Source organism: Pseudarthrobacter sp. MOO13 (genome assembly GCF_058267655.1).
Window position 1 is genome coordinate 4035251 of the sequence record NZ_CM177848.1, and the last position, 13660, is coordinate 4048910.

General features: G+C 59.1%; 11 protein-coding genes. 9 read left to right on the plus strand and 2 right to left on the minus strand.

Going from position 1 to position 13660, the window contains the following annotated elements; genetic code table 11:
- Positions 1-254: 254 nt before the first annotated feature.
- The 8 genes from AC4EEO_RS18520 to AC4EEO_RS18555 all read left to right on the plus strand — a co-directional run bounded on the left by AC4EEO_RS18520 (position 255) and on the right by AC4EEO_RS18555 (position 10507).
- Positions 255-1289, plus strand: coding sequence for a LacI family DNA-binding transcriptional regulator (locus AC4EEO_RS18520; protein ID WP_491329012.1), 1035 nt, complete (start codon positions 255-257; stop codon positions 1287-1289).
- Positions 1286-2890 carry an FAD-dependent oxidoreductase gene (locus AC4EEO_RS18525; RefSeq protein WP_488315339.1) on the plus strand — a complete coding sequence of 535 codons (1605 nt, stop codon included), beginning with the start codon at positions 1286-1288 and terminating at the stop codon, positions 2888-2890. The genes AC4EEO_RS18520 and AC4EEO_RS18525 overlap by 4 nt, the downstream gene beginning before the upstream one ends.
- Before the next feature lie 14 nt (positions 2891-2904).
- Positions 2905-4206 carry an ABC transporter substrate-binding protein gene (locus tag AC4EEO_RS18530; RefSeq protein ID WP_488315340.1) on the plus strand — a complete coding sequence of 434 codons (1302 nt, stop codon included), beginning with the start codon at positions 2905-2907 and terminating at the stop codon, positions 4204-4206.
- Positions 4207-4214: 8 nt separating this feature from the next.
- Positions 4215-5177, plus strand: a complete 963-nt coding sequence (locus tag AC4EEO_RS18535; protein WP_488315341.1) for a carbohydrate ABC transporter permease — start codon at positions 4215-4217, stop codon at positions 5175-5177.
- A gap of 88 nt (positions 5178-5265) precedes the next feature.
- Positions 5266-6051, plus strand: coding sequence for a carbohydrate ABC transporter permease (locus tag AC4EEO_RS18540; protein WP_488315342.1), 786 nt, complete (start codon positions 5266-5268; stop codon positions 6049-6051).
- A gap of 197 nt (positions 6052-6248) precedes the next feature.
- Positions 6249-7226: an acetylxylan esterase gene (locus tag AC4EEO_RS18545; RefSeq protein ID WP_491329011.1), complete on the plus strand. Its 978-nt coding sequence runs from the start codon at positions 6249-6251 to the stop codon at positions 7224-7226.
- A gap of 1044 nt (positions 7227-8270) precedes the next feature.
- Positions 8271-9215 (plus strand): N-acetylglucosamine kinase, encoded by a 945-nt coding sequence (locus AC4EEO_RS18550; RefSeq protein WP_491339462.1) that lies wholly within the window; start codon positions 8271-8273, stop codon positions 9213-9215.
- 1121 nt (positions 9216-10336) lie between these two features.
- Positions 10337-10507, plus strand: a complete 171-nt coding sequence (locus AC4EEO_RS18555) for a hypothetical protein (RefSeq protein WP_491339463.1) — start codon at positions 10337-10339, stop codon at positions 10505-10507.
- Between the two features lie 863 nt (positions 10508-11370).
- On the opposite strand, the gene AC4EEO_RS18560 is transcribed toward AC4EEO_RS18555, so the two are convergent.
- Entirely contained in the window at positions 11371-11961 is a 591-nt protein-coding gene (locus AC4EEO_RS18560) for a TetR/AcrR family transcriptional regulator (RefSeq protein WP_491339464.1), read from the minus strand.
- A gap of 118 nt (positions 11962-12079) precedes the next feature.
- Here AC4EEO_RS18560 and AC4EEO_RS18565 point away from each other — a divergent pair, with 118 nt between their 5' ends.
- Positions 12080-13189, plus strand: a complete 1110-nt coding sequence (locus AC4EEO_RS18565; protein WP_491339465.1) for an ABC transporter permease — start codon at positions 12080-12082, stop codon at positions 13187-13189.
- 131 nt (positions 13190-13320) lie between these two features.
- On the opposite strand, the gene AC4EEO_RS18570 is transcribed toward AC4EEO_RS18565, so the two are convergent.
- Positions 13321-13500, minus strand: coding sequence for a hypothetical protein (locus AC4EEO_RS18570; RefSeq protein ID WP_285246593.1), 180 nt, complete (start codon positions 13498-13500; stop codon positions 13321-13323).
- Between the last annotated feature and the right edge of the window lie 160 nt (positions 13501-13660).

Genomic DNA, 13660 nt, shown 5'->3' on the forward strand with positions numbered 1-13660 from the left:
GAGAGGCATGGCAGTTCAGTGCAGGTTGCCCGGTGACTCATGGCCGTTCTCAGCTGGTTGGCGACTGCGTCCGCAGGCCTATGTGCGCATCCCACCTAGCGGTAGCTTCAGCCAACCCAAACTGTAAACGGAACGTGCGGCAGAACTATTGAAATATCGGATCATACGCATTATCGTGATCTACATCATTAGATAATACGCATTAGCGCATGAAAGGGAAGGATCCTATGAGCGGGCAAAGGGGTGCGGGGAGGATGACGCAGCGCCGCATCGCTGAGCTCGCCGGTGTAAGCCAAACCACCGTGTCATTGGTGATGAACAACCGGGTAAATGCGACGGGGCGAATCGCGAAAGAAACACGGGATCGTGTAATGGAGGTGATCCGGGCGACAACCTATGTTGCCGATCCTGCTGCACGGCGTCTCGCCGGTGGCGAGAACCAGATTCTCGGTGTGTTCACATATGAGGCTGCTTTCCCTCATGAAACCGCGGACTTCTATACACCGCTTTTGACAGGGATTGAGTCCGCGGCAGAGGCGCTGGGTTGTGACTTGCTGATATTCACCAGCGCCCCCGTCGTCAACGGGCATCGACAAATTTTTCATCAGAACAACCGCCTGGCGTTTGCTGACGGATGCATTCTCCTGGGTCTGGAAATGGACACCGAGGATCTGCGGAGACTAGTCGTGGGTGGCTACTCCTTTGTCGCCATAGGTCGAAGGAGTACCCCCGGGGTACCGTACGTCGGCGTGGATTACGTTTCCTCCACGAGGGAGATCGTTGGGCGAGCCCTGCGGTTGGGTCATCGGCGGTTTTTCTATCTGGCGAGGGACAGCCGGGGAGAGTCCGTGCTGGATCGTCGGGCAGGCTTCCGGGAGGCCGTTGCAGGCTTTGCAAATGCACAACACATGTTCTACACCGTCTCGGGGAAGGGCCTGAGGGAGGCATGGAAAGTCACTAGGGCCTACGGCCCTACGGTCCTGTTCCTCGAGTCCGAGGACCATTCCGCGGGACTGCTGAAACTGGCCGCCGAAGCAGGTTATTCGGTACCCAGGGATCTCTCGATCATTGTTCTTGGGGATCCCCCACGGTCAGGTACCACCGATATCGATTTCACACGCCTCAGCGCTCCCAGGGAGGACCTGGGGGCCGGAGCTGTGAAGCTTCTGACAAAAATCATTGCGAGCAAAGAGCGGATTCCTGATTCCGAGCTGCGCGTTCTGCTGAACTGCCGCTTCGTGCCAGGCTCCACTCTTGCTGCACCCAAAAACGAAAGAGCCGCCCAATGAACTATCTCAACACCGACATTCTTATCGTCGGAGGGGGCCTTGGTGGCGTCGCAGCCGCACTGGCTGCACTCAGGGCCGGCCGCCGCGTCGTCCTGACAGAGCAATTTGAATGGCTGGGTGGACAGCTCACCAGCCAAGCGGTTCCAATGGATGAACACGCATGGGTGGAACAGTTCGGCGTTACAGCTTCCTACAGGCAGCTGCGGGAGGGCATCCGGGACTACTACCGTGCATGGTATCCGCTAACGGAGGAGGCTCGGGCAAAAAGCGATCTCAATCCCGGTGCAGGCTTGGTCAGCCGCCTTTGCGCGGAGCCCAAGGTCGCTGTTGCAGTTATTGACGCTCTGCTGGCACCGTATCTGGGTACGGGCCGCCTGACAGTTCTTCAACCTTCGATTCCAGTTGAAGCGGAAGTGTCGGACGCCCGAGTTACGAGTGTCACCGTCAGGGATGCGCGCACGTCAGAACGCACCCAAATCACCGCAAGGTTTGTCCTGGACGCGACTGAAACAGGCGAACTACTCCCCCTCGTCGGAGCGGAATACGTTACCGGCAGTGAGTCGCGGGAGCAAACAGGTGAGCCAAGCGCTCCCGAAACTGCCAGCCCGGATAATATGCAGGCTTTTTCGTGGTGCTTCGCGATCGATCACGTCCCGGGAGATCACACCATTGAGAAACCGCGGGATTACGACTACTGGCGCAACTACCAACCGGAGTTCTGGGGAGCGCCCATGCTCTCGCTCACGGGGCCTGATCCGCGCACCCTCGAGATCGTCACCCGAGAATTCACACCTACAATCGACGATGATCCGCTCGCCATCACCGCGGACCAGAGCCAGGCCGCCGGGGACCGGGAGCTATGGACCTTCCGCCGTATCCTGGCGCGGAAGCTTTTCACCGACGGGCACTTCGACAGTGACATAGTCCTGGTCAACTGGCCGATGATTGACTACCTTGAAGGCTCTATCATTGACAGCCCGGCCCCGGAAAAGCACTTGGAAGGTGCCCGGCAGTTGTCGTTGTCGATGTTCTACTGGTTGCAAACTGAAGCGCCGCGGCCCGACGGCGGAAAGGGTTGGCCCGGACTCCGCCTTCGCGGGGACGTCACCGGAACCACCGACGGTCTTGCCCAGGCACCCTATATACGTGAGTCCCGCCGCATCAAGGCGGAATACACAGTGGTGGAGAACGACTTGTCCGTCGCCGTACGAGGCAGTGGCAAGCCCTCCACTTTTTTCGACAGCGTCGGAGTTGGCATGTACCGAATCGACCTGCACCCCTCCACCGGCGGTGACAATTACATTGACGTCCCATCGGTGCCCTTTGAAATTCCCCTCGGAGCACTGATTCCGGTCCGTCTGGAAAACCTGCTCCCGGCGGGAAAAAACGTTGGTACAACACACCTCACCAATGGAGCCTTTCGGCTCCACCCCGTGGAGTGGAATATCGGCGAGGCAGCAGGTTGGCTGGCAGCCTTCTGCCTGGAGCGGGCGATTGAACCCCGAGCCGTACGTAACACTCCTTCCATCCTGAAGGACTTTCAGACCTTACTCGTCGGGGCCGGTGTCGAATTGCACTGGCCCGACATCACCGGCTACTAATCAAGGAGCACTAAATGAAACCAGCAAAGAAGCTGACAGGAGTGGCGCTGCTGGCAGCAGCGGCATTGACTCTTGCCGGCTGCGGAGGATCGACCGAAGCGAGCAGCGCTCATACTTCCGCCGCCCCTGGAAGCGTCACCCTGCGCATGACCACCTGGACATCGGACGCGACACAGCTCGCCTTGTTCAAATCCATTGCAGATAGCTACAAGAAATCACACCCCGAAATCAAAGAGATCACGTTTGATTCACTGCCGGTGGCGGACTACACGTCAACGCTGACCACGCAGATCGCCGGTGGCAACGCACCCGACATGGCGTGGGTCCTCGAAAAGGACGCGCCAGATTTCGTCAAATCCGGAGCTCTCGCACCTCTCACCGACACCCTGAAAGCAGCCCCTGACTACAACTACGCAGACCTGAACAGCGAAACGACAAAGCTCTGGACCCAGGACAACCAGCTTTACGCATATCCCTTTTCGACCTCCCCCTTGGTGATGTTCGCCAACGACAGTCTGCTCAAACAGGCCGGCCTTCCAACATCGGCAGAGCTGCAGTCACAAGGGAAATGGAACTGGCAGGACCTGGCAGCCCTCGGTTCGGTGGTTAAGGCCAAAACGGATAAGGACGGCATCATCATCCGTGACTTCAACTACTCCGACTGGTCCAACCTCGCCTCTGTGTGGAACGCCTGGGGAGCCGCTCCCTGGAGCAGTGACGGGAAATCCTGCACCTTCAACTCTCCCGAGATGAATACTGCCTTCACCTACATCCACGACGGCATCTTCAAACAGCACGCATTTCCCGGGCCTGGGACCAGCCCGGACTTCTTCGCAGGCGATTCCGCATTTACCGTCACCCAAATTTCGCGTGCTTCACTCCTGAAAGACGCCAAGTTCGGCTGGAACGTCCTGCCGCTACCAACCGCTACCAAAGGCTCCTACTCTGTCGTCGGGCAAGCCGGCGTCGGAGCGCTGGCGAAGGGCGCCCACGTCCAGGAGGCGGAGGACTTTATCGCTTACCTCACCAACCCCTCCAATGCCAAGCAGCTCGCCCAGTTCTTCCCGCCGCCCCGGACCTCGCTTCTGACGGCCGACACCCTGGCGGCCACGAATAAGCTCCTCTCCAAAGAGCAGATCCAGAATGCAGTCATCAAGGGCATCGCAGAAGGCCAAACCAAAGCCAGCCACACCAACTCGGCTGAAATCTCCCAAAAAGTGAAGGCCGCCCTGGACCCGATGTGGCAGCCCACAGCCGACGTGTCGAGCGTGCTCAACAATGTCTGCAGTGCGATCAAACCCCTCCTGGCCGGTTAGGAACGCGCGTGTCTGTTCTAAGCAAGGTAACGCCGGTCCGGGGGGCTCCCCCGGGCCGGTCCACCACCCGTCAATCCCGCTGGCCCTCCGGGCTGAACCGCCGCCGCCGCGACGCTGTCACCGGCTATCTTTTCGTGGCACCACAGGTTCTGGGGATCCTCACCTTCGTGATCGTCCCGCTGTCTCTCGTTTTTTATTACAGCTTCAACGAATGGAACGTGCTGGCAGGAACATTCAAATTCGTCGGAGCAGGGAACTACCAGCAGCTCGTCTCGGACCCGCAATTTGGTGAAGTAATTCTCGCTACTGTCATATTCTCCGTTGGTCTAGTTGCGATCAACATCCCCCTGGCCCTGCTCCTGGCGGTTATGCTCAACCGCCAGGGACGAGGAATAGCGGTGTTCCGAACACTCTTCTTTTCCCCCGTCGTCGTCTCCCTGGTCGCGTGGACCCTCGTCTGGGGATTCCTGCTCCAGGACAACGGGGGGATCAACGGGATTCTGCACGCTGTAGGCATACAAGGACCCAACTGGCTGCAGAGCGGGCCGACCGCCATGGCTGCCGTGATCGTCGTGCAGATATTCAAAAATGTGGGGTTGAACATGGTCCTGTTCCTGTCCGCCCTACAGGGTGTTCCGACGGAACTCTATGAAGCAGCACGGGTTGATGGGGCAACAGCCCGCACCGTATTTCGCCGGATAACTCTCCCGTTGATTTCGCCCACGCTACTATTGACGATCATTATCACCATCGTCGGATCCCTTCAGGTATTCGCGCAGATCGCAGTGCTCACCCAAGGAGGCCCAGGCCTCTCCACCACGGTTCTCGTGTACTACCTTTTCCAGCAAGCCTTCGATTTCCACCACTTTGGATACGGATCGACCCTAGCCATCGTTCTCTTCCTCGTGGTCCTGGCGCTCACTGTCCTGCAATGGCAAATGCGCAAAAGATGGGTATTTCATGAGAACTAGTCAGTTGACCGGTGCACCCTCCATTGGGACCGGGCTGCGGTTCGGAAAGCGATGGACCAGGGCAGCGCTATACCTGCTATTGGCTGTTATGGCCGTTCCCTTCGTCTTCCCGACCTGGTGGATGATTACCTCATCCTTCAAATCAATCAACGAAATCCTTGCCTTCCCGCCCACACCCTTACCGGTAGAACCTTCCCTCCAGGGGTACCTGCAGGCTTTCACCTTCCAACCGTTCGCCAGGCAGTACTTCAACAGCCTGTACATCGCGGCAGTAGTCACAGTCCTGACCATGCTCGTTTCCTCAATGGCCGGATATGCCTTCGCAAGGATCCGTTTCCGGGGGCAAAATATCCTTTTTCTCCTCGTGCTTGCAGGTCTGCTTGTGCCCAGTGAAGTTACCATCGTCCCGCTGTTTCAGATGTTCAATGCCGCTGGACTGGTCAACACCCACTGGCCGCTCATACTGGTGACATCTTTTGGCGCGCCAAGCGTCCTTGCCACATTCATCATGCGCCAATTTTTCATCGCCCTGCCGACGGAACTTGAGGAGGCAGCACGGCTGGACGGACTCGGAAGGCCAGGAATCTGGTGGCGGATCGCGATGCCCCTGGCACGGCCTGCTCTGGCAGCTGTTGCAATTTTCACGTTCTTGAACGTGTGGAACCTGTATCTGGAACCAACGGTTTATCTCTCCTCCCCCGATCTCTTCACGCTGCCACAGGCGCTGACCCGATTCACTGATGCCTACAGTGGGCCTATGTGGAACGTACAACTGGCCGCCGCCAGCATGACCGCCGTGCCTGTGCTGATAGTTTTTGTCATCGCCCAACGCCAGTTCGTAGAAGGGCTCGCCCAGTCCGGGCTAAAGGGATAAGCAGCCGGGTGTCACCGGTCCTAAGGAGCGGTGACACCCGACCTCCCAGACCGAAGTGGTGACCGCATCACGGTCAAAGGCCCTTAGAAAAGTACGAGGCACAGCTTAGACGCCTGTGATGACAAAACCAGCTCCCGCCTCGAGCCGTCAGCAACAAGAGGTCCCTTTCAACTCTCATCGTCGACCAGGAGCATGCCATGGCGCTATTTGACCTATCCCCGGACCTAATGCGTGACTACGCGGGATCGGGGAAGGAACCGGCTGATTTCGATGCATTCTGGCAGCGGACCCTTGCCGCTGCCCGAGCGTTTGATTCCGCGCCGGAAGCAACGCTCGTGGAGACGCCGCTGACGACAATGGACGTCTACGATGTACGGTTTCCCGGATTCGGGGGCCAGACGATATCTGCCTGGCTCCGGGTTCCACGCGGTGCCCACGGACCCCTCCCCACCGTCGTGGAATACGTCGGATATGGAGGGGGGCGAGGTTACCCGGAAGAGTCCCTTTTTTGGGCGTCCAGCGGGTTCGCCCACTTTCAAATGGACACCCGGGGACAAGGCGCGGGATGGTCTGTGGGTAACACGGGAGACGAAGGGCCCAGTGGCCCTTCCCATCCTGGATTCATGACCCGGGGAATCCTAGATAGGGACCATTACTATTACCGCCGGCTGATCACGGATGCGGTTCGTGCCATCGATGCGGCACGAACATTGCCGCAGGTGGATCCGACGAGAATCAGCGTCGTCGGCATCAGCCAGGGCGGTGGATTAGCCCTGGCGGCCGCCGGCCTGGTTCCCGATCTCGCCGCCGCTGCTGCCCTGGTACCATTCCTGTGCGACTTTCCGCGGGCGGTCAATATAACTGATCGCCCACCGTATGGCGAGATCGGCAGCTATCTGCGTGTTCGGCGCGACGAGGTAACAGGTGCCATGGAAACACTGGCAAATTTTGACTGCGTATTTTTCGCGCGCCGCGCTGCGGCGCCGCTCTACGTCTCGGCCGCACTCATGGACACCACATGCCCACCATCGACCGTCCACGCCGCCTTCAACAACTACGCCTCCACCGATAAACGACTTCAGCTCTGGCCCTTCAACGGGCACGAAGGTGGCGGCATAGTCGACCTGAAAAACGCCCTGGACCATGTCACCGTTCACGCGCCTCAACACGCATAACTACCCCGTGACAGTCATGCGTCAGGGAGATTTCACAAAGTTCTCCCACCTCGAACCCTGTTGCTCCAGCATGCATCCACCCCTTCCTGCCCATGCCGGATGCCGTTATGCCGGAAAACGGCAGCGAACTGAAACCCGGTGTGCAATCAGGACGCTTCCAGAGAAAGAAGACCAGCAATGCCGAAAGAACAAAACAAGGTGCTGCCGGAATCGTTAGAAGTTGCGGTCAGGACAAGAAGCGAGCTTGACTCCGCGTTGGACGCCGCCGTCAGAATCTTGCAACCTGCCGCAAGACAAAAGAAAGTGGGCGTAGCTGTCACCCGTGTCGCACCAGGACAATACGTCGTAGCTCTGAGCGCCGAGGTTCCCTACGGCCTCACCTGCGAACGATGGCATGAGCTGGCCGGCAGCCCGCCCACGATCCCGCCCGCTGCCCCGGCAGCAGACAGCAACCGCACGGACCGACAGGATTACAGCATTCGACATTCGTCGGCCGTGCCTTCGGGGGACGTGGTGAGGTCAACCCAGCTCACCTAACTCCCGGGTTTAAACCTACCCACTGCACGCCCTGTGCATACTTCCGCTCAGCAAACCGCGAACCACCACCGACGTCACTCAACCCCGACCTCAGTGAAAACACTGCCAAAGGCAGTCACAGGGTTCGGCGTCCGCCCATCACAATCGGACGCAACCACGGTCTATGCCTCCTCCGGGCATTCCGCAGGAACGCATAGTGATTCCCCTCCCCTAATCGACGGTTCAACCCGCATTCCTTCTTGCATCCGTGGACGCTTCTGCATATCACTGGACTCTACTTTTCATCGCTGCGAAGAATGGCGAGGAATCACGCCGCCGCATCCTGCCCGGTCCCCAAAACCTAAGGAGGAGGTCTTTTGACCGCAATCACTAATTTCTACTACCGCGCGCAAAAGCGCCTCCCGCAGCGGTAAAACAAAGATCAATTCAAAGCCCGAAAATACGCCAGCCAACTCTGCAGCGCTAGTTGGATAACATTCACAATATTTATTTGAACACGGAGCGCCCATGGGTAGTTCAAACCCCATCATTGCCATCGACGCCGGTCAATCATCGATTCGCGCCAGGCTGATATGCAGCGGTAAAACGCAGTTAGAGCGACATTTCCCTCCAGTTCTCACCGACATGTCGCTCATGCCGCAACTGGAACGTGTAGTCTGCGAGACCCTGTCAGGTCTGAATCTTGGGAATATTCAAATCTCCGCAGCGATGTCGGGGCTAACAGCGAGCAACTCTGATGCGCAAGCCGTCCTCCGCAGCTGCCAGGCCGTTGGCGTGGTTTCAGTCCATTTGGCCCATGATTCGGTGTCCAGTTACCTCGGTTGCCTCGGCTCTCGACATGGCTCTGCAATTGCTGCTGGAACTGGAGTAGTAACTCTGGCCACTGGCGCAAACACCTACGCAAGGGTGGATGGTTGGGGGCACATCATGGGGGATGCCGGGAGTGGCTACTGGATAGGTCGGGCAGGCCTTGACGCCGCCATGAGAGCCTACGATGGCAGAGGAGAGGAGACAGCCATTCTCCACCTGATCAAGCGGGACTTCTCAAACATAGAAACAGCTTACGTAGATATTCAGTCCGACGTTGAAAGAGTGTCGTTAGTTGCTTCCTACGCCAAGCAGATAATTGAACTTTCTGCACGGGATGCGGTAGCTGCGCGCATTGTCGATCAAGCTGCGGGCGAATTGGTGCACTCAGTTGGAGTAAGTCTTCGACGTACAGGCTGGCTCCCTGGATCGCAGCCATATGTCAGCTGGGCAGGAAGCATTCTTTCTAATCCCGTTATAGGCATGCCTTTTCGTTACAAGATGGGCAGGGCCTGGCCCAACGCTCTCCTTGTATCTCCATCTGGGAGCGCTTTGGACGGCGCTGCTAAATTGGCCGAACTCACGGCGCACCACCCTCTGTATCACTTGCTTGACGTAGCAGCTTTAGAAACTATAAATGTCTAGTTCCCATTCCGCCCCCTCTGCTGCGCAGTCTGCGAGCTCCTGCACGGGTTATGAAACCGCTTATAAGGCTGTTAGCGAAGGTGACCTGCAAACCCGCTCCGGACCAATCACCCTGGCCTGTAGTCCGCAGTGATTTTGGGCCGACGTGCTCCGATCGGGGCACGTGTGGCCGAAGAAAGCGGTAACCACCACGGCCAAGCAGAAGACAACCTCGTTGAGGAGCAAAACTTATATGCCAGCTACTGAAAGGCTGCGGCACTCCTGCGGTAGCGGATCCATACCTTCCGTTTCTCCAGGGCCGATAACGTACCCACAGCCGGAAAGTGTTGTGGTGATCCTGGGCGTGATGTATCCCAGTATCCTCCCTCAACCCAGCGAAAACGACGCCGGGCTTGATCCTGCACTTCCCTCTTCCTGCTTCGATGCCAACAGACAACGCGAAGACGTGATCCTTTACGACCCCTGTCTTACAGCATCGATAGTGGGGCTTCAGGTCCGGCATCACGAGAAAAATTGAAGGCTAGTGGATACGCAGATCGTGTGGAGGCCCAGAGGATTCTTGCCTGCGATCTTCTGTTGTTGTCGCTGCAACGTGCCGGCAGGCAAGGCCTGGACAATTTTTTACCGCCCTAGCCAACGCAGACGTCGTCAGCGAGTCTCTGGCCGGGTTTCTTGAGCCATGCGGGGAGTTGGCTCAGGCATCGTCAACCAGTACGAACACGCCCTTTAACTTGGAACTCGCCTCGTATCCAGCGTCGGTCCCCCCTCTTAGACGTCCGCTGTTCAGCTAAGACCAAGGCGCCCCTTGGCCAAGGCTTGCCATCCAGACGCTAACCAACCCAACCCGATGGAGGAGTTATGCCAAACCTTGGCCCTAGCCTGAGCACGGACGACTGGGTCTTCCTAAACGCAGGTGACCGTGTTCTTGTCTTGCGCCCAAACGAGCCCCCCTGTTGTGGGACCATAGACGACGTCTCAGAGGACGCGTGCATCATCTGGGTTTGGCTCGACGGCATAGGCCGCATTCTCGTAACTGAGCACGACGCGGTGACCTTCAGACACCCATACAGACCTAATAAATGGGTTAGGTTATGAACCATCCGCGGCAAGCAGCACTTGCAATGTTGCAGCAGAACACGGCAAGCATCGAACAGCTCTGGCTGAGGTACTACGCCAACGGCGGTAACGCCGATCCCCTGGAGTTCGAAGCGTATATATATGGCCTTTTGCCCCACGACGACTTAGACGCCCTAATTCTCCCCTGGGCAATCGAGGACGTAGCCACCGGGTAAGGAATGCCCATCGCCGCTGAAAGGAGTTGCAGGGGTCCTTAGGCCGTAGTTGGAGCGCCCTCACCCCGGCCATACTTCCATATGGCCTACATTGTGAAGTACCGGACCGGAGCCAGTACCGGCTGGTTCAGGGTGGAAGGCATGCACCTCAGCGACGCCGTGGCCAAGGCGAAAGACGCTCTACGCGGTTTGAATTGCGCCTATGCAGTGCTGCTTTTCTCCATCTGCCCAACTCAGCCCAGCGGTGAAGTCTCGGTCGTCGCGACTTACACCCAAGTCGAGGGATGGAGCGTCCAAGAAACTTGGCCGGAACACTAGCCGGCCCCGAAGGGCACGAACTCGCTGACCCACTGGGGTCCGCGCTGCAACACAAAGCGTTGAAAAAGACCGACCATCTATCGCAGGCTCAAATAATGCGCATTCGAACAGGTACCGTGAGTCACAACTACACCCCAACCTGACGTCAGGCAGGAACGAAATATGCGTCTGTATAGGGTCAAATCCAGCTCTCTCTGACAGGTCGCCCGCAGAGTCTTAGGCCCTAATCTGACGATTCGCATATGGACGGCGGCGCAACCGAAGCCCTGGAACCGCCCGCCACCAACTCTCCGGCTCAGCGCAACGGCTCCCTGCAGCGCCCGCACAACTCACTGGATGGAAGCCGCAGGGCCAATGGTCACCCAGGGCGACTGCCGGCTGCGGCTCATGGAGCGGGATGGGACCACCGAGACTGCAACCGATACGACCGGCCGGGCAACCGAACGGCAAGGCTAAGACCCGGCCTAAGGAACTGGACAGACAACAACCGGGGGGCCGTATCCCGAAACCCACGGCACCCCATCCCGGCGACCGCCAGACGTTTCCTAGAGCGCGGCCAGGAGGGTTCGTGCGGAGTCGAGGTATGCCGTTTCAGCATCCTCTCCTGCCAGGGCCGACTGGATGGCACAGCCTTGGATCAGGCCCATGACTGCCGGGGCGAGGCGGCGGGCCTGTAATTCCGCGTCTTCGGAGGGGCGAGAGGCGCGCAGCCACGCCTCCAAATAGGTCTCGATGTGCCCCCGAATTTGGGTAAGGATGCTGCGCGCCACCTCTCCAAGGCGCTCGTTGCGGACGGCTTCGCCCCACACCTGGACCGCGACCCCGGGGAAGAAATCCATCTGCATCAGTCCGGCCATGAGCGCCACAATGGCCTGCTCAGGCGGCGGGACTGAGTCCTGCCCGCCAAGCCCCTCCAGCGCTGCCATCCTTTCGGCGAAAAGCCGCCGGCCCGCATCAACAATCAGTTCTTCTTTGCTGCGGTAGTACACGTACGCGGCGCCAGCAGAAAGGCCCGCTTCCGCGATGATGTCCCCCATCGAGACATTCGAGAAGCCCTTTTCCGCCACGCACTCCAGCGCAGCCTGCTGGATACGCTCACGCATGGCAAGCCGGTGTTCTTCGCTCACTTTCGGCATGGGTACATGCTATGACAAAAGAAAACGAATGATCATTCTTGACGATTCGGCGAGGATGGATCCAAAATGAAGAACGAACATTCTTTTTCACCATTACACCTCGAGGGGCAGCCACTCCATGTCCACACTCACTGAACGCAGCCAGGCTCCCGGCCACCGGCAGGCCCCCACGCCGGGCACTCACACCCCATGGCCGCACGCGCTGCGCACCGCCTTGCTCGCCGCAGCTGCCGTCTGCATCGTCCTGCTGGCCTTTGCCTGGCCAAGCGTCACCGCAAAGGTCCAGAATCTTCCCATCGCGGCGGTGGGAAACCCAGACCAGATTTCCCAGATCACCGCCAAGGCTCCCGCCGGAAGCCTCAACGTACGCACGGCTTCAAGCCGCGATGAGGCTGTAAAGCTCATCGAACAGCGCGAGGTGTACGGCGCGATTGTCCTGGGTGCTTCACCCGAGATCCTGGTCGCCAGTGCAGGCAGCCCGGTCGCATCGCAGGCACTGACCCAGATGGGTGCCCAGATGCAGGCCCAGATCCAGAGCCAGGCCATCGCCAAGCTTCAGGAAGCCCTCACCCAGGCGGCAACGAAAGCTCAGGGCGGCCAAACGGGGCACGCCCAGCAAGGCGCACCGGTCACGGTCCCCCAGGTAACCGTGACCGACGTCGTACCACTCTCACCTGACGACGCGCGCGGCACCGGACTCGCCGTTGCAGGCCTTCCGCTGGCCATGGGCGGCATGATCGGGGGCGTGCTCATTTCCCTCCTCGTCTCGGGGACATGGCGACGACTAGGGGCGATCCTCGCCTACGGCGTTATCGCAGGCGCTGGCCTCGCGGGAATCCTGCAGGCCTGGTTCCACACCCTCCAAGGCAGCTACTGGACGAATGCGGGCGCGATCGGACTGGGAATCGTTGCAACGGCTGCCATCATCGTGGGCCTCAATGCACTCATCGGGCAGCCGGGCATCGCAGTTGGCGCGATCATCACCCTCTTCATCGGCAACCCGCTTTCCTCACTGACCCAGCCCAAGGAGTTCCTCCCCGCACCGTGGGGTGATGTCGGCCAATGGCTGGTCCCCGGCGCCTCCGGGACGCTCCTGCGCGATCTCTCCTACTTCCCCGACGCTGCCACCGCGTTTCCATGGCTCGTACTGGCCGGCTGGGCCGCCACCGGGGCAGTCCTGGTCGCCGTTGGCCACTTTCGCAACGCCCCGGCCATCGCCGACATCTAGAACTGCCCTGCTCTCCACGGGAACAGGACGGACCGAACGGCTTGAAATTCCCGCCCGCGATCCTTTTGCACTAGCGTCACAAGCCGGGCTCAGTGGTTGCCCCGGGAATGCCGGATGCATAACTCATGCAACTATTCGGAACCGTCGTCTGCTGCTTCAAGGTGCTTGGCCATGGCTTCAACTGCCTGGTTCCACCGTAGGGTAAGAGCTTGCCTGCTCAGCGGTTCGAACATGCCGGTCAGGACTTTCTCCAGCGCATCATAAGCGGCGTCTTTGACGCGTTCCTGAGCCGCCGGGCTGTAATAGTTCATACCAATGATTCGAGACTCCACCCGCGAAGGATGGCCGCCTGCGGCCATCCTCCCGGGACCCGTCCGCGGGGGCAGCGGGCACGAATCATCAGTAGAGAGGGCGATACCGTATCGGCCAAGACCTTTTGGAGGGGTGTTCTCGTGACGCGACGATTAACCC

Bases quoted from the DNA above. Each gene is read 5' to 3' on its own strand.
- AC4EEO_RS18520 (WP_491329012.1), top strand. From the start codon at position 255: ATGACGCAGCGCCGCATCGCTGAGCTCGCCGGTGTAAGCCAAACCACC.
- AC4EEO_RS18525 (WP_488315339.1), top strand. From the start codon at position 1,286: ATGAACTATCTCAACACCGACATTCTTATCGTCGGAGGGGGCCTTGGT.
- AC4EEO_RS18530 (WP_488315340.1), top strand. From the start codon at position 2,905: ATGAAACCAGCAAAGAAGCTGACAGGAGTGGCGCTGCTGGCAGCAGCG.
- AC4EEO_RS18540 (WP_488315342.1), top strand. From the start codon at position 5,266: ATGGCCGTTCCCTTCGTCTTCCCGACCTGGTGGATGATTACCTCATCC.
- AC4EEO_RS18545 (WP_491329011.1), top strand. From the start codon at position 6,249: ATGGCGCTATTTGACCTATCCCCGGACCTAATGCGTGACTACGCGGGA.
- AC4EEO_RS18550 (WP_491339462.1), top strand. From the start codon at position 8,271: ATGGGTAGTTCAAACCCCATCATTGCCATCGACGCCGGTCAATCATCG.
- AC4EEO_RS18555 (WP_491339463.1), top strand. From the start codon at position 10,337: ATGTTGCAGCAGAACACGGCAAGCATCGAACAGCTCTGGCTGAGGTAC.
- AC4EEO_RS18560 (WP_491339464.1), bottom strand. From the start codon at position 11,961: ATGCCGAAAGTGAGCGAAGAACACCGGCTTGCCATGCGTGAGCGTATC.
- AC4EEO_RS18565 (WP_491339465.1), top strand. From the start codon at position 12,080: ATGTCCACACTCACTGAACGCAGCCAGGCTCCCGGCCACCGGCAGGCC.
- AC4EEO_RS18570 (WP_285246593.1), bottom strand. From the start codon at position 13,500: ATGAACTATTACAGCCCGGCGGCTCAGGAACGCGTCAAAGACGCCGCT.